The organism is Paenibacillus caseinilyticus, assembly GCF_027533645.1.
Taxonomy (GTDB): domain Bacteria; phylum Bacillota; class Bacilli; order Paenibacillales; family NBRC-103111; genus Paenibacillus_G; species Paenibacillus_G caseinilyticus.
Window position 1 is genome coordinate 57,174 of record NZ_JAQAGY010000012.1, and the last position, 22,945, is coordinate 80,118.

Genomic DNA, 22,945 nt, shown 5'->3' on the forward strand with positions numbered 1-22,945 from the left:
CCTGAGCCTCCTGCTCACCTGCCGCCCGCTCTCCTGCTTGGAGAGCGGGCTTTTTTTGTGCAGTTGTATATGAGCGCGTTCATCAACCTGGCAAGCTATTCGGACCGTTCGGGCATTGAAGTCATCGCGCGCACCAATGTAATGTTTCTTGTGATGATTATTCCTGTCGGCATACCGGCCTCGATCCTCACCCAAAAAGTGCTCATCTTGGTCATCATGTTCCTCGGCCCGGTGACGGGTCCTGTGGCGGTCTTTGGGGAGGAACGGAGCATGGGACCCAGCTTTCAGACGTTCCAGTTTTTGCGGGATATCATGGTAGGGACTTCATCCAGATGCTGTCCACGCGGGGATCGATGCGGCTGTAGATGTCATCTGCAGTCATGCGGATCCGGGGGAAGATCGGGTCCTGCGAACTGCGGGTGGAGGCGGATCGTCGGACTGGGCATCCGCCCATCAAGCCGGCTGCCGGACGGCGGGGGCTAGCCCTAGGCGCTATGATCGCGGACTCTGCCCTTGTGAGGCGGGGGCCTTTTGCCGCTGCTGCGTGCTTCCCGGAAGCAGAAGGTGAGTCCGGCATGCACCTCCGTCTGGGCGGATGCATATGCTGGGATCATAACTCCAATGCTCAGGGAGCAGGCAGGAAGGGAACGGCAATGATGACTACAAGGTGGAAGCAAAGGACGGCGGCGCTGCTGGCGCTCGGGTTCACGGTGGCGGTTCTGCTGTCCGGCTGCGGGCCGAAGCCCGCGGAGAAGAATGTGGTAGTGCGGATCGGCGAAGTGACCCGTTCGATCTTCTACGCGCCGGAATATGTGGCGGTGAGCCAGGGGTTCTTCCAGGAACAGGGGCTGGATATCGAGCTGACGACAACGTTCGGGGGCGATAAGACGATGACGGCGCTGCTCACTGGCGGAATCGATGTCGCACTGGTAGGCTCGGAGACGTCGATCTATGTGGCCCAGCAGGGCAGCGGTGACCCAATCATGAACTTCGCCCAGCTGACGCAGACGGACGGCACGTTCCTCGTCTCGCGCAAGCCGCCGGAGGGCGTTTTTGATTGGAATGCGCTGAAGGGAAGCGTATTCCTCGGCCAGCGCCAAGGCGGCATGCCGCAGATGGCCGGCGAATTCACGCTGAAGAAGCACGGTATCACGCCGCAGAAGGATTTGAAGCTCATCCAGAATGTGGAGTTCGCGAATATCCCAACGGCCTTCGTGTCGGGAACCGGGGACTATGTGCAGCTCTTCGAGCCGCAGGCGACGATGTTCGAGAAGCAGGGTAAAGGCTACGTCATCGCCTCGTTCGGCGTGGAAAGCGGCCGTCTGCCTTACACGGTGTTCATGACCAAGAAAAGCTATATCGACAAGAACCCGGAGACGGTGCAGAAGTTCGCCAATGCGGTACAGAAAGCGCAGAACTGGGTCGCCCGGAGCTCGGTCGACGAGATTACGGAGAGCATCGCCTCGTACTTCCAGGATACCGACAAAGAGATTATCAAGAGTGTCGTCAAGCGGTATAAGGAGCAGGGATCCTTCGCGACGGACGGCATCGTAGATCTGGAGGAGTGGAACAACCTGCAGGACGTCATGGAGGCGGCCGGCGAGTTGAAGGCGAGAGTGGAGCACGGAAGCCTCGTTGACAACCGGTTCGCGGAGAAAGCCAAAGCCGAAGTGAAGTAGGAGGGAGAGCGCCGGGTTCTCTGCCTGCAGGCCGTCCCCGGCCTTCGGGCCGGAGGCCGGCGCTTCCTGCCGGCAAGGCGGCGTAAACTCCGGGAAGAAGGAGGAACTGCGATGGCAAGCGCGGTAAAGCTGGAGGAAATTACGCATGTGTATGTGAACGGCAGAGGAGCTTATCCTGCGCTTCAAGAGGTGAGCTTCACGGTGGAGCAGGGCGAATTCGTGTCCTTGATCGGGCCGAGCGGCTGCGGCAAGACGACGCTCCTGTCGCTGATCAGCGGACTGCTTACCCCGACGTCCGGCAGCCTGCAGGTGTTCGGCGAGCCCGTGCGGCAGGGCGGCGTGCCCCGGATCGGCTATATGCTGCAGCAGGATTATTTGTTCCCGTGGCGGACGATCGGGGCGAACGCGGCGCTCGGCCTGGAGCTCCTCGGGCGTCTGGACAGCCGGACTCAGCAGTACGTTGACGAGCTTCTGGCCGAGATGGGGCTGGAAGGGCAGGCGCACCGCTATCCCCATCAGCTGTCCGGCGGCATGCGCCAGCGGGTGGCCCTCGTGCGCACACTGGCGACCGACCCCGATGTACTCCTGCTGGACGAACCGTTCTCGGCGCTGGATTACCAGACGAAGCTGCAGCTCGAGGAACTCGTGGCCTGCACGCTCAAGTCGCGCGGCAAGACGGCGGTGCTCGTGACGCACGATATCACCGAGGCCGTGGCGATGAGCGACCGGGTCATCGTACTGCAGCCGAATCCGGGGAGGCTGCTTGCGGATCTGGCCGTGCCGGAGGCAATAAGGGAGACAACACCCTTGAAGGCTAGAGAGTCGGAAGGCTTCCACGAGCTGTTCCACCGCCTCTGGGGGCTGTTCGAGAGCATGGAGAAGAGAGGAGGGGGAGCGGCCCATGTCTGATGCGGACCGGAGTTCCGGCGGGGGCGGCCCCGCGGAAGAAAAGAGCCGGCGGATTGCGCTGGCGGATGAGGTCTACTCGGCGTACCGGAAGGATCAGCGGAAGCTGACGTTGTCCGTCCGGCTGACACAGCTGTCGCTGCTCGTGCTGTTCTTCGGGATGTGGGAGGCGGCGGCGCGGCTGAAGTGGATCGACGGGCTGCTGTTCAGTTCGCCGAGCCGGATCCTCGGGCTGCTCTCGGAGAAGCTCATGGATGGTACCCTGCTCGGCCACACCTGGGTGACCGTATGGGAAACCGTGGTGGGGTTCCTGCTCGGCACGCTGCTTGGCACGGCGGGGGCGGCCCTGATCTGGTTCTCCCCCTTTCTCTCCCGGGTACTCGACCCTTATATCGTCGTGCTGAACTCCCTGCCGAAGGTGGCGCTCGGACCGCTGTTTATCGTTGCGCTGGGACCGGGTGTGCTGTCGATTATCGCGACGACCCTGTCGCTGACCGTCATCATCACGATACTGGTTGTCTATAACGCGTTCCGGGAAGTGGATCCGAATCTCGTGAAGGTCGTTCGGATCTTCGGCGGCTCGACGGCCACCGTGTTTCGCAAGGTAGTGCTGCCCGCGTCGTATCCCTCCATCGTTTCGACCTTGAAGGTGAACGTGGGCCTGGCATGGGTCGGCGTGATTGTCGGCGAGTTCCTTGTCAGCAAGGCGGGACTCGGCTATCTCATCATTTACGGCTTCCAGGTCTTCAATTTCACCTTGGTCATCGGCGCGCTGTTCGTCATTGCCTTGGCCGCCGCCGTGATGTATCAGTTGGTAGCTTATGCGGAGAGCAGGCTGCTCGGAAGGGGCAAGTAACCGTACGGCCGGGAAGCCGGCCGGTCTCAGGGGGGGAGGGCTCCCTTGTATAAAGCAGGGAAGGCATGGTGAACACTAACGCCAAGATGTGCCACTACTGCCAAGGGGAGCGTACCTATGACCCGGACACCGACTTACCGACGATACCGAGCGCTGCTCTCCCCGTTCAATACGTCGCAGATGCACCGGAAGAATCCCTGGATTCCCGCCTTCTTTTCTTTCTCGTTCCCGGGATTCGGCCATCTGCTGCAGCACCGGTATGCGAAGGCGTTCACGCTGATCTCCTGGGAGATCTTCATCAATTCGCGGGCGCAGATCAACACGGGTATCATGTATTCGCTGCAGGGGCAGTTCGGGAGGGCCAAGGAGATCCTCAATCCGAATTGGCTTATGATCTATGTCGCGATCTATATGTTCGGGATCTGGGACAGCTACCGCTCCGCCGTCGAGATGAACAATCTCTATACACTGGCGGACCGCGAAGACGCGCCGATCCAGCCGATTGCTATGTCCACCTGGGACTTGAACTATCTCAACAAACGGGTCCCCTGGGTTGCTTCGGCTTGGTCCCTGCTCGCGCCAGGGCTTGGACACCTCTATCTCCATAAAGTGCTGCCCGGTTTTTTTCTGTTCGGCTGGACGATCGCCATCATGTATTTCTCCCATATCCCCATGGCCATGCTCCATACGGCGGCAGGCGAATTCCAGCGGGCCAAAGAGGTGCTGAATATGCAGTGGACATTGTATCTGCCGTCCATCTATTGCTTCGTCTTCTACGATTCCTACGTATCCGCAGTGGAGTATAACAAGTTGTTCGAGAAAGAGATGTCGAGGCACCTCCGTACGAACTACCAGGATACCCGGTTCCCCATGCCCCGTCTTCAGGAGGGATAGACGTCGTGTATATCTTCGCTACCTTCGAACTCTGCATCCAGATGGAACTGGTGCTGACCGCTCTGGAGATGGAAGGGATCGGCAAGCCCGGGTTGATGGCCGTGCCGCTAGACCAGAGGAGGGAGCCGCGCCGGCTGTTCGATACCTTGCACAGCTCCGACGGTTTTGCCATGATGGACTCCGCGGCGATTCTTGGCACCTGCGGCATGCTCTTCGGCTCCATCTACGGCTACCTGCTGTATTGGGGACCGATCATATGGGGGATTATCGGCGCCTTGTCGGGGATCGGGATCGGATTCCTGCTGAAGTGGATCTATTTGAAGCGTACAGGGTTCGAGAAGAGAAAGATTACTTCGGAGGTCGTCCTTCTTATCCTCTGCCCCGACCACAAAGCGGACGTGGTCGAACAGCTGTTGTGGGACCATCGTGCGATCGGGGTGGCGAAGCTGGGGCGGGGTGAAGCGGCCGTCACTGCGAACCTTCTGGGAGAGGAGAGCTGAGAAGCTCTTCTTTTTTTGGCGTCCGGGAGGCGGTTTGTCCCCGCAGGGGAAGAGGAGTACAATGGCTATACGCCAACCTGTGTGCTATCATAGGTTCCCGTATTTTATCTTGGAAGGAGGCAGTGCCTTATGGGCATCCGTGTGCTGAAAACCGCGATTGCGGTGATCGCCGCCATTTATATTTCATTAGCCGTGGGCCTCACCTCCCCGCTGTCTTCCGGATTGCTGGCCATTATGGGTGTGGATGTAACGATCAAAAAAGGACTGCGCACGTCGTTCCAGCGCATCGCGGCTTCCGTGATCGGGCTGTTCTTCGCTTCGGGGCTGTTCTGGGCGCTTGGATTTCACGTATGGGTCATCGGGGTCTTCGTGCTCGTGCTGTACCCGGTGCTGGCCCAGCTCGAGCTGCGGGACGGGATTATCACCTCTTCCGTCGTCATGCTGCATGTCTACGGCACGGGCGCGCTGAGCACGGATCTGCTCTTGAACGAGATTGCGCTGCTCGTCATCGGTCTCGGGACCGCCACGGTCATCAATATGCTCTATATGCCGAAGGAGAACAAGAACCTCCAGCTCTACCGGCTAAAGGTAGAAGAGCTGTTCTCTCGAATCTTTCTTGAAATCTCGCTACATCTGAGAAATAACGCTTATGTATGGAGCGGAGCCGAACTGCTCGAGGCGGAGGATACGCTGAGAGAAGCGATCCGGACGGCGGAACGAACCGACGAGAACAGCATCGTCAGCGGAGGACCGGCATGGACTGTTTACTTCTATATGCGCGACACTCAGCTGCTGGCCATCTCGCGCATGGCCCGGCTTGTCGCCCGTGTCTACCAGGCGCTGCCGCACGGCGAACTGCTTGCCTCCGTGTTCGATGAACTCCAGGAAGACGTGAAAGTCCCACATTATACGGGGCGCGGGGAGAAAAAGCTCGAGGAGCTTCAGGAGCAGTACAGGTTCATGCCGCTTCCGCAGACGCGGGAAGAGTTTGAGATCCGCGCCGCGCTGCTGCAGCTCGTGGAGGAGCTCAAGGCTTACTTGGACGTGGCGAAGAGGGAGAAGCGTCCCATCGAACGGGACAGGCAGGGGGCTTAATTCTTCAAATATCAAAAAAGGGTACCTCGTTATATAAAAAAAGTGTTCACACTAGACGAATGTCCTGCATACAAATGTAAGGAATGATTGTATGGAGGAGGTTAGAAGGATGTCATTAGATAAAGATTTGCAGTGCAGAGAGATCTATACGAAGGCTGTCTGTGGCAAAGGTCGCAAATTCTCGCAGGTAACGAACACGGTCACTCCGCCTTACGCTCCGACAAGTATATTGGGTGCTTGGATCATCAACAACCAATACGATGCGGTCAAATCGGGGGAGCACGTGGAAGTGGTAGGTACTTACGACATCAATATTTGGTATTCCTATGACCGGAATACCAAAACGGATGTTGCGAAAGAAACGGTTTCTTACGCCGAGATCGTGCCCCTGCACTATCTCGACAAGAAACATAAGCCGGGCACTGCCGAAGTGTCGGCCGTCGCTACCCAGGAACCCAACTGCGTGGAGGCCAGCATCTCCTCCAGCGGATCTTCGGTACTGATCCGCGTGGAGCGCGAGTTCAAGGTCGAGATGCTGGCCGAGACGAAGGTCTGCGTCGTCGTATGCGGCAGCGGCTGCGACGACTATGATGACAAACACGTCGACTTTGGCGGAGACGACGGGGATTACGAAGATCTCGATCCGGATCTACTGGATGAAGAACTCAACTAAAGCTGCATTCTTTTGCTTCCAGTATATGACTGGCGGCGGTTTTTTGGCAGAGGGCATTCGCCCTCTTTTTTGTTCAAATATAAGAACTTATATCTCACCTTCTACTAAACGCGCGTCGCCCCTTAAAGGACGGCGAAGCCGTTTGACTTGCGTACGGTTGTCCGCAGAGCAAATGGGCCTCTCTGCCGGAATGCGGTGAGCCACCAAGGGCATTCCGGCAGTCTGCAGGCCTGGGGAGGAATCGGAGTATGCGGGCCTTTCTGCTGCATTCGGGAGAAGAGAGACTACGGCCGCTGCTGGAGCGGCTGACGATCCCGCACGGCACGGCGCTGGAGCCGGAAGAAGCCGGCCGGCATTTCGTCATCCACTGGGGCAGCTACCATCCGGACCGGGGAGGAGCGGACGTGCTGCAGCCGGTCAGAGCGGTGGTGCTGGCCGCAAGCCCCCAGCGGGCGGGGGAGACGCTGAAGCTCCACGGGCTGGACAGCGCGCTGGGCGAGAACGGAGCGGAGAAGGCGGACAGACGCGGAGGGAAGGGACGGGAACGGGACGAAGGCGGAGATCGGCAGGCGTGGATTCATGACTTTCTCGTCCCCGTCTTCCATTTGGAAGCGTTAACCCTGTTCCACCGGGCTCCCGGCGTCTTCTATGGGGGACGAGCCCCGGCCGGTGTGCGTCTGCCGGAGGGGGCGGAGGTACGCGGATATGAAGAAGTAGGCTTGGATCTGCCTACTTACTATGGATCGAAGGCGCTTAGGGAAGCCGTTAAGGCGGTATATGCGCTGGGGCTCGATTACGGGGTCGTCCGGATCGGCGTCCGTACGGGAGGGACGCTGGCCGTCCGGCGCGTCGAGGCGGTGCCGGGGTTGACCCCGCGGCTGGCGGAGCTCTTCGCCGGTGCCATGAACCGTTACGGAACCCGGCTTGAAGAGCGGTCGGCAGCGGCCAGGCTGGAAGTGATGCTCGGTGCGGATCCCGAGTTTTTGCTGCTCAATGAGCGGGGCAAAGTCCGGTTCGCTTCGGCGTTCATGGAGAAGGACGGTCCCGTCGGCTGCGACGCGATCGTCCTTCCGAGCCGCCGCAAGGTGTACCCTCTGGCTGAGCTGCGGCCGCGGCCGAGCACGGAGGTGCGCGAGCTCATCGTCCAGCTGCACCGGACCCTGCAGCTCGCTGCACGGATCATCACCGAAGAAGAGCTGGTCTGGGTGGCCGGGGGGATGCCGGTGAGGGGATTCCCCCTCGGCGGGCATATCCACTTCTCCCGCGTGGAGCTCGAGAGCCGGCTGCTGCGCGTGCTCGACAATTACCTGGCGCTTCCGCTTACGCTCATCGAAGACGATACGACCGGGGGCCGCAAGCCCCAATACGGGTTCCTCGGCGATTTTCGGCGGCAGCGGCACGGGGGCTTCGAGTACCGCGTCCTGCCGAGCTGGATGGTGTCGCCGGCCGTCGCCAAGGGCGTGCTGGCGCTGGCCAAGCTGGCCGCCGAGCATTATGCGCAGCTGCGGCAGCGGCCGCTGTCCGATCCGGAAGTGGCGAGGGCCTACTACCGGGGGGATAAGGCCCGGATCCGTCCGCTGCTGCCCGCGCTGTGGCGGGATCTGGAGCGGCTGCCCGGCTATGCCAAGCTGGAGAGCTATCTGCTGCCTCTGCGGCGGATGATGGTGCAGATGCGGCCATGGAACGAGCGGGAGGATATACGTACGAAGTGGAAAATACGACCGTACTCCTGACGGTTGAGTGTTCCCCGGCGATTCATGGTATAATGAAAGAATGAATAGGGCATATCCTGCCGGGGCCATAGCGGCAGCGGAGAACGGGCCTTAGTCCACGCGCCTTGCTGCATGAGGCGTGGGCTAAGGCGTTGACCCGTGCTGCGGCGCGGCGGGGCATGCCGCCATGATGTCAGGAGAGCAAGGGTTGGGGGTTAGAGTAAGGCATGGCCAAATATACGCCGATGATCGAACAGTACCTCGCCGTGAAGGCGGAGGTGCCGGACGCTTTTTTGTTTTTCCGTTTGGGCGATTTCTATGAAATGTTTTTCGAAGATGCGGTGAATGCCTCCCGTGAGCTTGAGATTACGCTGACCGGGCGGGAAGGCGGCGGGGGCGCGCGCATCCCGATGTGCGGGGTTCCCTACCATTCCGCGGAGAACTATATTGCAAGATTGGTAGAGAAGGGGTTCAAAGTCGCCGTATGCGAACAGGTGGAGGATCCGGCGGACGCCAAGGGTGTCGTGCGCCGGGAGATTGTCCGGATCGTGACGCCGGGAACGGTGATGGATGCCAGATCCCTCAGCGAAACGGCCAACAATTATATCGTCTCGGTCACGGGAGCCGGCGGGGGCTACGCGCTCGCGGCTTGCGACATCTCGACGGGCGAATTCTATGTGACGCGGTCGGATGGTTCGTTCGAGCTGCTGCTCGACGAACTCAACGCCTACAGCCCGTCAGAGCTTCTAGGCGCCGGCCCGCTCCTGGAGCGCATCCGGGGCGCTGCGGCGGCTTGGCTGACGACTTCCGTGCTCACAACCCGGGAGCCTCTCGCCGTTTCAAGCGGCCTGTCGCCCGAAGGGCACTTCAGCGAATCGCAGCTTGCCGCCCTGCCGCAGGGTGGCCGGGAGGCTGTAGCGCTGCTCATGGGTTATCTGCAGGAGACGCAGAAGCGCTCCCTCGGACATATCAAACATATCCGGATCTACGAGCCGAGCCAGTATATGGTGATGGATCCGTTCACGCGGCGCAACTTGGAACTCGTGGAAACCGTAAGGGACCGGAGCAAGAAGGGCACGCTGCTCTGGCTGCTGGACAAGACCGTCACGGCTATGGGCGGACGCCTGCTGCGGCGCTGGATCGAGAAGCCGCTGATGAATGCGGCGGCGATCGACGCCCGGCTAGAAGCCGTGGAGCGGCTGTACCACCAGCTCATCCTGCGGGACGAGCTGAAGGGGGCGCTGCGCGAGGTATATGACCTCGAGCGGCTCACGGCCCGCATCGCTTACGGCAGCGCGAACGCCCGGGATCTGGTGGCGCTGAAGCTGTCGCTGATGCAGGTGCCGCAGCTGCGGGAGCTGCTCGCGGGCAGCGGCTCGCTGGCCCTCCAGGAACTGGCCGAGCGGATGGATCCATGCGGCGACGTCATGAGCCTTATCGAGGAAGCGGTGGTGGACGAGCCTCCGGTTTCGATCCGCGACGGCGGCATGATCCGGCCGGGCCTCAGCCCGCGCCTCGACGAACTGCGCGAAGCGAGCACGAACGGCAAGCAGTGGCTTGCCGAGCTCGAGCGTCAGGAGCGGGAGCGGACCGGCATCCGGTCGCTGAAGATCGGCTACAACAAGGTGTTCGGGTATTTCATCGAGATCTCGAAGGCGAATCTCGGCTCACTCGAAGAAGGGCGCTACGAGCGCAAGCAGACGCTGGCGAATGCGGAGCGCTTCGTTACGCCGGAGCTGAAGGAGAAGGAAGCACTCATCCTCGAAGCCCAGGAAGGCATGGTCGATCTGGAGTACGGCCTGTTCCTGGAGCTGCGGGATCGGGTGGCAGAGCACATCTCGAGACTCCAGGGGCTGGCGGAGCTCATTGCGACGGCCGACGTGTTCCAGTCGATCGCGCAGGTCAGCGCGGCGAACCGGTTCGTCCGCCCGGAGGTAGGGGAGTTCTATCCGCTCATGATCGAAGAAGGCCGTCATCCGGTGGTGGAGGCGGTGCTCGAAGACGGCGTGTTCATCGTCAACGATACCATGCTCTCCAAGGAAGAGGGCAGCACGATGCTCATCACCGGTCCGAACATGGCGGGGAAGAGCACGTACATGCGCCAGGTGGCCATGATCTGCCTCATGGCGCAGATCGGCTGCTTCGTTCCGGCCAAGAAGGCCAAGGTGCCGGTCACCGACCGGATCTTCACCCGGATCGGCGCGGCGGACGACCTCATCGGCGGCCAGAGCACGTTCATGGTTGAGATGATGGACATACAGGTTATGACGGAGAAGGCGACGCCGAAGTCGCTCGTCATCATCGATGAGCTAGGCCGCGGCACGTCCACCGGCGAAGGGATGGCGATCGCCCAGGCGGTCATCGAGTACCTGCACGACCGCATCGGCTGCAAGACGCTCGTATCCACGCACTTCCATGAGCTCGCCCACCTGGAGGAGAGCCTGAAGGATCTCCGCAACTACTGTATGGCCGTGAAGGAGAGCGGCCAGCAGGTGACGTTCCTGCGCAAGCTCGTGCGCGGTGCGGCCAGCACCTCGTATGGCATCTACTGCGCTCAGATCGCGGGTCTGCCCGAAAGCATCATCGGCAGGTCCTACGAGCTGCTGCATGCGTTCGAAGAGCGCTCGGGTGAGCTGCAGGAGCGGGTAGGTTCCGCTGCGATGGATTCCGGCCTGGTGCAGACTGCCGCAGCCGCGTGGCCGGATGCCGCTGCCACCGCAGCAGCCGAGACGGCCGCAAGCGCCGAAGGAGCGGCAAGCACGGGGAAGGCCGTGAGTATTGCAGCGGTCAAGGAAGCACCGGCTTCTCCCGCTTATGAAGCCGGAGGGATTGAGCAGCTGAGCTTGTTCGGCGCGGAGTCCGAAGAGAAGCGCGGCCGTCTGGCGAAGAAGGATGCGAAGCAGGAGAAAGTCCTGGAGCAGCTGCGCTCGCTGGATCTTATGAACATGACGCCGATGGCGGCGATGAATGTGCTCTATGAACTGAAGAAGCTGGTACCGTAATAGATTGCAGTGAATGTCAAAGCACCGTATCGTGGGCTTTGGCCCCTAGAGAGAGTAGAGAACCCACTACGATAGAGAGAAGAGGAACCGAGCTTATGACACGCAAGACTACAACCAAGATGCGGCGCGGTACGGCGGCTGCCCTGCTGTCGATGACGCTGCTGTTTCCTGCGGCGTCTCCCCTGCGTGCAGCCGCGTCCGGTGACCGGGTGCAGGAGGTTATGGAGCTGCTGCAGCAAAAGCACGTCAGCGCTCCGGCGCCGGACACCCTTTCGGATGCCGCGGTCGCTGCGATGGTGGAGGCGCTGAAAGACCCTTATACGCAGTATTTTACACCTGAAGAGCTCAAGCAGTTCGAAGCTGCGGTCGAGAACCAGTACGTGGGCATCGGGGTAAGGATCGGGCTTGAGGAGCAGGGCGTATACATCGCCGAAGTGTTCGAAGGTTCTCCGGCGAAGGAAGCAGGGCTCGCTGCAGGCGATCTGATCGTAAGCGTCGGGGGCACCTCCGCCGCCGGGAAGAAGACCGGCGACATCGCGCGACTGATTGCAGGTGAGCCGGGCACTGAGGTGACCGTCGGCGTGCAGCGCGGCAGCGAACCATTGGAATTCAAGGTGGCACGCAAGCAGGTGCAGATCCCTACGGTGGTCAGCCGGATCTTCCCCGGCCAGACCGGATACCTCCAAGTGACGAGTTTCTCCAGCGATGCCGACGAGCTGCTGGAGAAGGAGCTTGCCGCACTGAAGAACCAGGGAATCCGCTCGCTGGTCCTGGACCTTCGGGATAATCCCGGCGGTCTGCTGGAGTCGGCCAAGGGCATGATCCGCCAGTTCGTGAAGGAGGGGACGCTGATCCATACGCTGGACCGCAACCGGGTAGATGAGCCGGTGGCGTTCTCCGGCGGTACGACGCAATCCTTCCCGCTCTATGTGCTCGTCAACGAGAACAGCGCCTCGGCCTCTGAAGTGCTGACCGGCGCACTGCAGGATTACGGCGCTGCCGTGCACGTGATAGGGGCCCATACGTACGGCAAGGGCAGCGTGCAGAATGTATTCGAACTCAAAAGCGGCGGAGCCCTGAAGGTGACGATCGAAGAGTATCTTACGCCGAAGATGCGCAAAGTGAATCACGTCGGGCTGGATCCCGATGTGGCCGTGGAAGGCGGCTTTGCCCAGCTGGTCACGGCGCTCCGTCTGGCCGGTGCCGAGGCGCCAGCCATCACGGCGGATCCCCGAATCACGACGGTGGGCGGCGTGATGGTGCAGGATTCGCTTCCCGTCGTGCGGGAGAACGGCCAGACCTATGTGCCGGCCCGCGCGCTTGCCGCGTATCTCGGCGCGACTGTCCAGTGGAACGAAGCTTCGCGTTCGATCGTGCTCGTATCGGCCGACGGGAAGAGCACGCACACGCCTGCCGAAGGCGGCTTCCTGCTCAAGGACGGAACCGGCTTCGTCTCATTGAACGGTGTGTCGAAGGATGCCTTGGCAAGCGCGCTTCAGTGGAATGACGACGGCCGTAAGCTTACGATCGGTGCCGCACAGTAGAGGGCAGCGGCCGCTGCAGGAGACCCCGCGGCGGCCGTGCCTATGCCATCACGGGTAAGGAGTGCAGGGCCCTTATGGGAAAAATAACGATATTGGATGAACATATCGCCAACCAGATCGCCGCGGGCGAGGTGGTCGAGCGTCCCTCCTCGGTCGTCAAAGAGCTCGTGGAGAATGCGGTCGACGCCGGAAGTACGCGGGTGGATGTGTCGATCGAAGAAGGCGGCCTGCACCTCATCCGGGTTGCGGATGACGGCGGCGGCATGGATGCGGACGATGTCGAAGCGGCTTTCTTCCGGCATGCCACGAGCAAGATCGCGACGGCGCAGGATTTGTTCAGCATCCGCACGCTCGGCTTCCGGGGCGAGGCGCTTCCGAGTATAGCAGCTGTGAGCAAAGTGGAGTGTCTCACTTCACCGGGCAGCACGGGACTCGGCACACGTCTGAGGATTGAAGGAGGGACTGTGCGCGTCAAAGAAGACGCCGCGGCGCCTAGAGGCACGGATTTATCGGTGCGCGAGCTGTTTTACAACACGCCGGCGCGTCTAAAATATATGAAGACGGTTCAAACGGAGCTCGGGCATGTCACAGACTACATGTACCGTCTTGCCTTGGCGTATCCGGAGATCGCCTTCACGCTGAAGCATAACGGCCACACGCTGCTGCAGACGCTGGGCAGCGGGGATCTGCTGCAGTCCGTGGCCGCGGTCTACGGCTCCTCCCTGGCGAAAACCATGCTGAAGATCGAAGGGGAGACGCTGGATTACAAGCTCGAAGGGTTGATCTCGAAGCCCGAGCTGACGCGGGCGAACCGCGGCGGGATCACTACGGTCATCAACGGCCGCTATATCCGCAGCTTCCCGGTCAACCAGGCGCTGCTGCAGGGCTACCATACGCTGCTGCCGATCGGGCGCTTCCCGGTGGCGGTGCTGCACCTCACGATGGACCCGACCTTGGTCGATGTCAATGTGCATCCCGCGAAGCTGGAAGTGCGCTTCAGCAAGGAGCCCGAGCTCATGGCGCTCATCGAGCATGCCGTGCGCGAGACGCTCGGCCGCCAGCGGCTCATCCCGCAGGGCGGAGCTCCGGCGCCGGCCCGGGTGCGCGAGCAGCTCGTGCAGGAGCAGCTCGAGCTCCAGCGGCCGCAGGCTGCCGCGGCGGCTGAGCCGGCGGCCGCTCCGCCAGCGGGGCCGCGCAGCGAAGGACCCGCGCCGGGCGGCAGCGCCTGGAGCACGGCCCGCAGCGCGGCGGAGCCGGCGCCTTGGGCGCCGTCCCCGCGGGCGGACGGCACCGCAGCCGCCGCACCGCGCGTGCGCGAGTCCGCCGCGGCCTACGGAGAGCGGCCTGCGCCGCAGCAGCGCCCCGGCGAAGCCCGCGAGACCGCGGCCGCCAGCGGGGCGCTGCTGCGCGCGCTGGCGCAGACGGAGTCGGCCGCGCCTCCCGCGCTGCCGGCGTTCCCGAAGCTGACGCCGATCGGGCAATTGCACGGCACGTATATCGTCGCGCAGAACGAGGAGGGACTCTTCCTCGTCGACCAGCACGCGGCGCATGAGCGGATCAACTACGAGCATTACTTTGACCTGTTCGGCCGGCCGGCCGAAGCCAGCCAGGAGCTGCTGGTCCCGATGACGCTCGAATACACTTCGGTCGAGGCGCTGCGCCTCGCGGAGAAACTGCCGCAGCTCGAACAGGCCGGAGTGTACCTTGAGCCGTTCGGCGGCACGTCGTTCCTCGTGCGGGCCTACCCCCACTGGCTTCCCAAGGGGGAAGAGCAGGAGCTCGTCGAGGAGATGATCGACTGGCTGCTGCAGGAGAAAAAGGGAATAGACCTGGCCAAATTCCGCGAGAAAGCGGCGATCATGTGTTCCTGCAAGGCGTCGATCAAAGCAAACCAGAGCATGGGAACGCTGGAGATCGAAGTGCTGCTCGACCGTCTGGCCGCCTGCCGTAATCCGTATACTTGTCCTCATGGACGGCCGATTGTGGTGAGCTTCTCCACTTACGAATTAGAGAAAATGTTCAAAAGGGTGATGTAATGTTCGTCACGACTTCCTACGACCCGAATCTCTCCCAGCGCGAGGAGGCGCGGCGCCTGGCGGCCGAGCTCGGCGGACGGCCGATCGACCGCCGCCAGATGACGCTGGCACAGCTGCGCACCCGGTTCGGCGACGAGGATATTCTCCTGATCTCGAAGGAGCGCATCGAGTACCATCACGAACTGCGGCAGCCGCTGTTCTTCCATCCGAGCACGGCTGCGGTCCGTATCAAGCGGCTGATCAAGGGTGAGCCGGACAGCCTGCTGAACATCGCCGGAGTCCGGCCTGGCGACGTGATCGTCGACTGTACGGCCGGACTCGGCTCGGACGCGCTAGTCTTCTCCTACGGGGCGGGTGCCGCAGGCCGGGTTACGGCGCTGGAGAGCGCGCGCATCCCTTGTTTTCTGCTCAAGCAAGGGCTCAAGACCTACCATTCCGATGTGCCTGGTCTTAATGAAAGCATGCGGCGGATCGAGGTGCGGGGAGAAGATCACTTGACCTTCCTCCGGGGGCTTACGCCAGAGAGCGTGGATATCGTCTACTTCGACCCGATGTTCCGAAAGCCCATTACGGAATCGTCCTCAATCAAGGCGATCCGGGGCCTGGCGGACGACCGGGCGCTGTCTGAAGAAGCGGTCCGGCTGGCCGTGCAGGCGGCCCGCCGGACCGTTGTTCTGAAGGAGCACCGGGATAGCGGGGAGTTCGACCGCCTCGGCTTCAGCGAGGTTCACCGTTCGTCCACCAAAATTGCTTATGGAGTGATACGCAAGTGAAGGATACGTCTCAACGCAAGCGGCAGCTGCTGGTACTCGTCGGCCCGACCGCGGTCGGCAAGACGAAGCTCAGCCTGACGCTTGCCAAGGAATACAACGCAGAGATCATCTCGGGCGACTCCATGCAGGTATACCGCGGAATGGACATCGGCACGGCCAAGGCATCCGCCGAGGAACTCGCGCTGGTGCCCCATCATATGATCGATATTCATGATCCGGACCACCCCTTCTCCGTCGCGGAATTCCAGGAGCGCAGTACGGCGCTGATCGAGGAGATCAGCGGCCGGGGACGGCTGCCGTTCATCGTCGGGGGGACCGGCCTCTATGTAGAATCCGTATGCTATGACTACCGATTCAGCGAGAGCGGCTCCGACGAAGCGTTCCGGGAGGAGCAGCAGGCTTATGCGGATACATACGGCCCCGAAGCGCTTCACGAGCGGCTGCGTGCCGTCGACCCGGCCTCCGCCGACCGGCTTCATGCCAATGATGTGCGGCGCGTCATCCGGGCCCTGGAGATTTTCCATGTGACCGGCGAACGCTGGTCCGACCAGCTGGGGGCCCAGCGGCACCGGGAGTCCCCATACGAATTGTGCATCATCGGGTTGACAATGGATAGAGCTTTACTATATAAACGTATTGAAGAACGAATCGATACCATGATGCGGCAGGGTCTGCTTGAAGAGGTGCGCGGACTGCTGGAGCGCGGGTACGACGGGGCTGTAGTGTCCATGCAGGCGCTCGGCTATAAGGAAATCGTCGGCCATCTTCAAGGCCGTTATTCGCTTGAGGAAGCGGTTGAACTGCTCAAGCGGGATACGCGCCGCTTCGCCAAACGTCAGCTGTCCTGGTTCCGACATATGAAGGATATTGCATGGGTGGATGTGAGCAATTTGGCAGAATTTTCTACCCACCTGGACAAGATTCGTGATATAATATCAGCTAAGCTAACACTAGACCGTTAACTATTTTTTTGAGGGGGCCCCTTGATGAACAAGTCGATCAACATTCAGGACACGTTTCTAAATCAACTGCGCAAGGAAAACATCCCGGTCACCGTCTATTTGACCAACGGGTTTCAAATCCGCGGGGTGATTCGCGCATTCGACAACTTCACTATTATCATCGACAGTGAGGGACGCCAGCAGATGGTTTACAAGCATGCCATCTCGACCTTCACGCCGCAGCGCTCTGTTTCTCTGATGCCTCAGCCGGAGAACGCGGCCGAGTAATCCAGGCAGTACCACAGTTAACGGTGGGGTGAACAGCCGAAAGACAGCAACCGCAACATTTTGGTCCTCCCGAACGTCTAACAGAATACAATCCTAAAGTGAGCAACCCTGCCTGTCTTGGGTTGTTCTTTGTTTAATAGAAAGGAAGTCGGTGCATGGCGGATTCAGGCAGCAAGACACCAAGGAGACCCGCGGCGGAGAAGAAACCGGCGGCCGGAGCAGCGAAGAAGAGGAAGAAGCAGGGCTTTTCCGCCGGAAAAGTCATCTTTTGGATGCTCGCAGCGGCTGCTCTGGCGGCGGTCAGCGCGATGGGCGTCTATATTTTCGTTATTCTCAACGGGAACAAAATTCTGCAGCAGAACATCGGCAAGCTCGATTTCAGCGAAGCTTCTATGATCTATGACGCGAAAAAGAATGAAATCGGTGTGCTGAAAGTCGAAAACCGGATCAATGTCGAGCCGAGCGAAGTCCCTCCGCTCATGAAGCAGGCGTTCATTGCGACGGAGGACAAACGCTTCGAGGATCACACAGGCGTTGACTTCCTAGGGATCGGCCGGGCGCTGGTCAAGGACGTTGTGGCCCGCAGTATGGTTGAGGGCGGCAGCACGATCACCCAGCAGCTCGCAAAAAATGTGTTCTTGAACGCGGACAAAACGTTCTTCCGCAAAGCGACCGAAATGTCCATAGCGGTAGCGCTGGAACAGAACAAGACCAAGGATGAAATCTTGACGATGTATTTGAACTACATCTTCTTCGGTAATCAGGCTTACGGAGTCAAAGCGGCATCGAAGGTTTATTTTAATAAAGATCTGAGCGGGCTGGACCTCTGGGAAATCGCTACCCTGGCAGCGATTCCTAAAGCGCCGAGCCAGTACAATCCGATAAAAGACCCCGAGAGATCCAAGGAACGGCGCGGAGTCGTGCTGAAGCTGATGCAGGAGCAGGGCTACATTACGGAAGCCCAGCGTGCGGAGGCGGCTGCAAGGGATTATGACCCGCCTCCCAAAGCAGCCGGTGCGAACGGCCGCAATCAGGCATTCATCGATTACGTTATGAAAGAAGCGCAGGTCAATTTCGGACTCTCTGAGGATGAGATCAACCGGGGCGGCCTCAAGATCTATACCACGCTGGACTCGGATGCGCAGCAGATCATGGACCAGACCTACGCGAACGCGAAGTTCTTCCAGAAGAGCGGCGACGCCCAGATCATGCAGAGCTCCATGGTGATCCTCGACAACAAAGACGGAGGGATTGTGGCCATGGTCGGCGGGCGTGATTATGTCCGCGGAGGTCTCAACCGGGCCACGTCGGCCCCGAGGCAGCCGGGATCGTCCTTCAAGCCGCTGATCGCGTACGCTCCGGCCATCGAGACGGGCAAGTATACGCCTTACAGCATGCTGAAGGACGAGAAAGAAACGTACCCTGGCGGATACAGTCCGCGGAACTACGACGGGGTGTACCGAGGCCAGGTGACGATGACCGAAGCCGTCAAGAAATCGATCAACATGCCGGCGATCAATACGCTGAAGGAGATCGGCGTATCGAATGCGACCAAATTCGTCGCCAAGCTCGGCATTACGCTCGACGATCAAGACCGGAACCTGGCTATTGCCTTGGGGGGCCTTACGAAAGGAACGACCCCGCTGCAGATGGCCCAGGCCTACAGCGCCTTTGCCAATGCAGGAACACTGCACACAGCCCATGCCATCACGAAGATTGAAGAGAAAGATGGTTCGGTTAACGAGTATAAGGATCAGTCCAAAACCGTCATGAGCGCCAAGACCGCCTGGTACATGACCGAGATGATGCGCTCGGTCGTCGAGCCGGGAGGCACAGGGGCCGCCGCCAAGTTCGAGCGACCCGTGGCCGGCAAGACCGGCTCCACGCAGCTGGAGCTCAAGGGGCTGGAGAAGTACAACCGCGACCTCTGGTTCGTCGGCTACACGCCGGAGTGGACGGGAGCGGTCTGGATGGGCTTCGACAAGACGGACACGAAGCATTATGTGTCGATGAGCAGCGGCAGTGCCGGCGTCATCTTCAAGGAAGTGATGCAGAAGGCGCTGGCGAAGCGCCCGGTCACGCAGTTCAAGAAGCCTTCGGGCGTGCCGGATCTTCAGGAAGAGCTGCCTCCGAAGGGGGTTACGGATCTCAAGGCGGAGGTCAATCCGGAGACGGGCTTCGTGAATCTCAGCTGGAGCAGTGTCGGCGAAGGAGTCACTTATCAAGCTTTCCGCAAGGACAATACGATGGCGGACTATCCTGCCGAGCCTCTGTTCTCGACGCAGTCCACCTCTTACAAGGATCAGTCCGCTTATAATCCCGGCGCGACGTACCAGTATATTCTCGTCGCCTTGAAGCCGGAGAATGGGGCCCAGGGGGCCAAGTCGAATGAAGCTTCGGTCACGATTCCGGCCAAAGACGGGACGAACCAGGAGCCTAACGGAAAAGACCCCGATAAGAGCGATCCGGATGGAACGGGACCGGATGGAAATGAGACGGACCCGAAGAATCCGGACGGAACCGCGAAACCGGGGACGGAGGATGAGGGGACACAGAAGCCGGGCACAACCAAGCCGGGCACGGGCGGAACCCAGACTCCGGGGACCAGCAAGCCGGGAACCGGCAAACCGGGCACCGGTACGTCAACAGATACGGGCACGGGGAGCGGCACCGGCACGAAGCCGGGGACGGGAGCGACGGGCGGTACGGGAAGCGGAAGCTCCGGCACATCGACGGGCACCGGAGCAGACAGCAGTACAGGCGGGACTACCGGGTCCGGGGCTGGCACTGGCAAGACGCAGCCCGGCACGGGCAAGGAACCCGCTCAGACCGGCACCGGCGGCACGGGCACAAGTCCTGCCGACGCCGGAACGGAAGCCACAGACCCAGCCCCGAACAGCGTGATGCCGGACGGAACTTGAGCAGGCCATCCGCCAGCAGAGAGAAGGGGACGGCCTGCCGTCTCCTTCTTTTTTATTTTGCCGCAGGACGTAGTATAATAGGGTTGCAGGATTGGGACAGGCTTCCACACCAATAAGTAACGTAATGGAGTGAATGGATTGTGATGAACGCTAAACAGGTAAGCAGAACCACCTCCGTGCTGTGCGCGGCAGCTCTTCTAGCCGCTCTGGCGGCAGGCTGCGGCACCAAGCCGGCCGAGAATGCCCAAGGCGGAGCAGCAGCAGGCCAGACCCAGACGACAGGCGGAACGGATACCAAGAAGGAGGGTACGACGCGCAAGACTTATACGGCAGCGCCTCCCATGACGATTGACGCGTCCAAAAAGTACACGGCGGCCGTGACCACGTCGAAGGGTTCCTTTACCATTGAACTGTTCGCCAAGGATGCGCCGAAGACGGTTAATAATTTCGTGTTCCTGGCCCGGGAAGGCTTCTACAACGATATCACGTTCCACCGCATCATCAAGTCGTTCATGGTGCAGACCGGCGACCCGCTGGGCACAGGCATGGGCGGACCCGGTTACAAATTCGAAGACGAACTCAAATCCCCATATAAATACGAGCCGGGCATTATAGCCATGGCAAACTCCGGCAAAAACACAAATGGCAGCCAGTTCTTCATCTGCACCGGCGACGACAGCAAAGGCCTGAACTCGCAGCCGAATTACACCATTTTCGGCAAAGTGGTGGAAGGCATGGAGACGATTCAGAAGATTGCCGACACGCCGGTTGCTGCAGGCGGAGAGAGCAAGCCGAGCAAACCTACCGAGAAGGTTACGATCACGAAGATCGATATTACGGAGAAGTAACAGCAGGGGACAGCGCGGGGAGGAAATTTCCCAGCGCTTTTCTTTTTCCTGCGCAGCAGTGGGGAATGGTGTATAGCCGGATGTTTCGGAGGGAACCTGACGGCGTTCTATATCGTCTAATGAGATGCGGAGAGGTGAGGGGTTCTATGGATCAGGAGGCCGGGGGGTTCCCGCTTAGGCGGCGTTGTCTGCTCATCCACGGTTTCACCGGGGGACCCTACGAGGTGCAGCCGCTTGCGGATGACCTCGAACGGCACGGCTGCGAGTGCCATGTGCTGAGGCTGCCGGGCCATGATGATCAGCTGGAAGGGCTTCGCACTGTAACGTGGCAGGAGTGGATCGCGTCGGCTGAGCAGGAGATGGCTAGACTGACAGCGGACGGGGAGCCGGTCGATCTCATCGGCTTCTCCATGGGAGGCCTGATCTCGGCGTATCTCGCCAACCGGTATCCGGTCCGGCGTCTGGTTCTGCTGAGCGCGGCCGCCGTCTATCTCAGTCCGGTACGCTTCTTGAAGGACGTCGCCCTGCGCGCGCGGCAGCGGGATTGGGACTACTTGAAGCGGGGCAAAAACACTCCGCTTCGGGCCGCCGTGCAGTTCATGAAGCTGGCCCGATTCACCAAGCGGGAGGAGCTGCCGAGAGTGACGGTGCCTACACTGATCGCTCAGGGGCGGCGCGACCAGATCGTACATCCCCGAAGCGCGGAATATATTTATAAACGGCTGAAGGGAGAGAGGGAACTGCACTATTTCGACCATTCGCGCCATCTGATCTGTCTGGAACAGGATGCCCCGGAGCTGTTCACGGCCGTGCGCAGGTTTTTGCAGGGCTGACGACACCAGCCGATACCATAGAAGACGGCAGAACTTGGGGTGCAGAACGGGATGACGGAGGCATGGAGCATGAACGTAACAGGATTCAATCATTTGACGATCCGGGTCGAAAGTCTCTCCAGGTCGCTTCCGTTCTACGAAGATGTACTGGGCATGAAACGGATCCACCTGGGGCGTACGGATGCCTATCTGGCATGGGGCGCGGCCTGGATCTGCCTGGTGGAGCGTCCGCTTCAGGAGGGAATGCCCCATGCGGGGGCGTATGGCATGGATCATGCCGCCTTCACGATCGATGGGGCGGACTTCCCTCAGGCGGTGGACACACTCCGCAGGGCGGGCGTTCCTATCGTACGGGGACCTATAGAACGCGGCGGCGGTTTCAGCGTGAATTTCCTGGATCCGGACGGAACGCAGCTTGAATTGTTCACCGGAAGCCTGCAGGAGCGGATGAAAGCATGGAGTTGAGACAGGGGACGGCGGGTTCGCTTCGCAGGAGCACATCATTGAAGATCACCGGCATCTTGAAGCGGATCGTCCGTGGGTGCTTACTGTTGCTCCTCGCAGCTGCACTCTGGGCCGGCTGGATTCAGTACCGGATGGAAGCCCTGCCGGAGACGGGGGAGGAAAGCGGACAAGTCGGGATCGTACTGGGTGCGTCCTTGTGGGGGGAGTCTCCGAGTCCGGCGCTGAAGGAACGGCTGGACCGGGCCGTGGAGCTGTATAAGGCAGGCAGAGTGCCTTACCTCATCGTAAGCGGTGGGTATGACGTTCCCGCATCCAAGCTGACCGAAGCGGAGGGCATGCGCAACTATCTCGTCTCGAAGGGAGTGCCATCACGGCAGATCATTCTGGAGAATAAAGCGAGGAGCACTTACGAGAATTTGCTGTACAGCAAGCGGTTGATGGAAGAGCGGCACTGGACATCGGCCGTGATCATCACCCACCGATATCATGGTGTACGTGCAATGGATATGGCACGGTATCTGGATTACGAGGAACCTGCGGTTTCCCCCATGGATTCCCGGGTGCTCATGATGTCGTGGCACCGGGGCCGGGAGACGCTCGCGTTGACCAAATGGCAGTGGGACAAAATCGCCTTGTTGTTCGGTATCCAGCCGAAGAGCTGACTGCGTATCTTTTGGATAGAGCCTCTGGTATAATGGGTGTACATACCTATCATGTTCACAAGGAGGAGAGGACATTGCCATTCGGCAATATCGGGATCGGCGGGCTCCTGTTGATTCTGGTCGTCGTGCTCATCATGTTCGGACCGTCCAAGCTTCCGGAGCTCGGCAGGGCATTCGGACGTACGCTCAGCGAATTCAAGGATTCGACCCGGGGACTGATGTCGGGAGACAAGGATCAGGAAAACCAATCGGACGAGACGAAAAAATCGTAAATCCGTGAGAATAGGAATGGTAACAGAATGGATCCGTACCTCGCC

The 22,945-nt window shown here is 60.5% G+C and carries 21 protein-coding genes; all 21 read left to right on the forward strand.

The window, feature by feature from the left end; translation table 11 throughout:
* The first annotated feature begins 69 nt into the window (after positions 1-69).
* A complete protein-coding gene (locus O9H32_RS18365; RefSeq protein ID WP_269867584.1) occupies positions 70-483 on the forward strand; it encodes a hypothetical protein in 414 nt (137 codons plus the stop codon).
* A gap of 173 nt (positions 484-656) precedes the next feature.
* On the forward strand, positions 657-1,679 hold the full coding sequence (locus O9H32_RS18370) for an ABC transporter substrate-binding protein (protein ID WP_269867721.1): 1,023 nt from the start codon (positions 657-659) through the stop codon (positions 1,677-1,679).
* A 111-nt stretch (positions 1,680-1,790) separates the two neighbouring features.
* Positions 1,791-2,588, forward strand: a complete 798-nt coding sequence (locus tag O9H32_RS18375; protein ID WP_269867585.1) for an ABC transporter ATP-binding protein — start codon at positions 1,791-1,793, stop codon at positions 2,586-2,588.
* Complete coding sequence (locus O9H32_RS18380; protein ID WP_269867586.1) at positions 2,581-3,441, forward strand: ABC transporter permease; 861 nt, start codon at positions 2,581-2,583, stop codon at positions 3,439-3,441. The genes O9H32_RS18375 and O9H32_RS18380 overlap by 8 nt, the downstream gene beginning before the upstream one ends.
* Positions 3,442-3,558: 117 nt before the next feature.
* Entirely contained in the window at positions 3,559-4,335 is a 777-nt protein-coding gene (locus tag O9H32_RS18385; RefSeq protein WP_269867587.1) for a hypothetical protein, read from the forward strand.
* 5 nt (positions 4,336-4,340) lie between these two features.
* Positions 4,341-4,835 (forward strand): hypothetical protein, encoded by a 495-nt coding sequence (locus O9H32_RS18390; RefSeq protein WP_269867588.1) that lies wholly within the window; start codon positions 4,341-4,343, stop codon positions 4,833-4,835.
* A gap of 129 nt (positions 4,836-4,964) precedes the next feature.
* Positions 4,965-5,930: an aromatic acid exporter family protein gene (locus tag O9H32_RS18395; protein WP_269867589.1), complete on the forward strand. Its 966-nt coding sequence runs from the start codon at positions 4,965-4,967 to the stop codon at positions 5,928-5,930.
* A 109-nt stretch (positions 5,931-6,039) separates the two neighbouring features.
* Positions 6,040-6,603 (forward strand): outer spore coat protein CotE, encoded by a 564-nt coding sequence (locus O9H32_RS18400; RefSeq protein ID WP_269867590.1) that lies wholly within the window; start codon positions 6,040-6,042, stop codon positions 6,601-6,603.
* A gap of 248 nt (positions 6,604-6,851) precedes the next feature.
* Entirely contained in the window at positions 6,852-8,336 is a 1,485-nt protein-coding gene (locus tag O9H32_RS18405; RefSeq protein ID WP_269867591.1) for a putative amidoligase domain-containing protein, read from the forward strand.
* A 206-nt stretch (positions 8,337-8,542) separates the two neighbouring features.
* Positions 8,543-11,317, forward strand: coding sequence for a DNA mismatch repair protein MutS (gene mutS, locus O9H32_RS18410; RefSeq protein ID WP_269867592.1), 2,775 nt, complete (start codon positions 8,543-8,545; stop codon positions 11,315-11,317).
* Positions 11,318-11,412: 95 nt separating this feature from the next.
* Complete coding sequence (locus O9H32_RS18415) at positions 11,413-12,861, forward strand: S41 family peptidase (RefSeq protein WP_269867593.1); 1,449 nt, start codon at positions 11,413-11,415, stop codon at positions 12,859-12,861.
* A 74-nt stretch (positions 12,862-12,935) separates the two neighbouring features.
* Positions 12,936-14,897 (forward strand): DNA mismatch repair endonuclease MutL, encoded by a 1,962-nt coding sequence (mutL, locus tag O9H32_RS18420; protein WP_269867594.1) that lies wholly within the window; start codon positions 12,936-12,938, stop codon positions 14,895-14,897.
* The gene (locus tag O9H32_RS18425; protein ID WP_269867595.1) at positions 14,897-15,670 is read left to right on the forward strand and encodes a class I SAM-dependent methyltransferase; all 774 of its coding nucleotides are present in this window, start codon (positions 14,897-14,899) and stop codon (positions 15,668-15,670) included. Before mutL ends, O9H32_RS18425 begins: the two co-directional genes overlap by 1 nt.
* On the forward strand, positions 15,667-16,632 hold the full coding sequence (gene miaA, locus O9H32_RS18430) for a tRNA (adenosine(37)-N6)-dimethylallyltransferase MiaA (protein WP_269867596.1): 966 nt from the start codon (positions 15,667-15,669) through the stop codon (positions 16,630-16,632). Before O9H32_RS18425 ends, miaA begins: the two co-directional genes overlap by 4 nt.
* 24 nt (positions 16,633-16,656) lie before the next feature.
* Positions 16,657-16,899: an RNA chaperone Hfq gene (hfq, locus tag O9H32_RS18435; protein ID WP_269867597.1), complete on the forward strand. Its 243-nt coding sequence runs from the start codon at positions 16,657-16,659 to the stop codon at positions 16,897-16,899.
* A 155-nt stretch (positions 16,900-17,054) separates the two neighbouring features.
* A complete protein-coding gene (locus O9H32_RS18440; RefSeq protein WP_269867598.1) occupies positions 17,055-19,820 on the forward strand; it encodes a transglycosylase domain-containing protein in 2,766 nt (921 codons plus the stop codon).
* A gap of 143 nt (positions 19,821-19,963) precedes the next feature.
* Complete coding sequence (locus O9H32_RS18445) at positions 19,964-20,668, forward strand: peptidylprolyl isomerase (RefSeq protein ID WP_269867722.1); 705 nt, start codon at positions 19,964-19,966, stop codon at positions 20,666-20,668.
* Positions 20,669-20,814: 146 nt separating this feature from the next.
* A complete protein-coding gene (locus O9H32_RS18450) occupies positions 20,815-21,501 on the forward strand; it encodes an alpha/beta hydrolase (RefSeq protein WP_269867599.1) in 687 nt (228 codons plus the stop codon).
* 69 nt (positions 21,502-21,570) lie between these two features.
* A complete protein-coding gene (locus O9H32_RS18455) occupies positions 21,571-21,966 on the forward strand; it encodes a VOC family protein (RefSeq protein WP_269867600.1) in 396 nt (131 codons plus the stop codon).
* The gene (locus O9H32_RS18460; RefSeq protein WP_269867601.1) at positions 21,957-22,628 is read left to right on the forward strand and encodes a YdcF family protein; all 672 of its coding nucleotides are present in this window, start codon (positions 21,957-21,959) and stop codon (positions 22,626-22,628) included. The genes O9H32_RS18455 and O9H32_RS18460 overlap by 10 nt, the downstream gene beginning before the upstream one ends.
* Before the next feature lie 74 nt (positions 22,629-22,702).
* The gene (gene tatA, locus O9H32_RS18465; protein WP_269867602.1) at positions 22,703-22,900 is read left to right on the forward strand and encodes a twin-arginine translocase TatA/TatE family subunit; all 198 of its coding nucleotides are present in this window, start codon (positions 22,703-22,705) and stop codon (positions 22,898-22,900) included.
* Positions 22,901-22,945 lie beyond the last annotated feature (45 nt).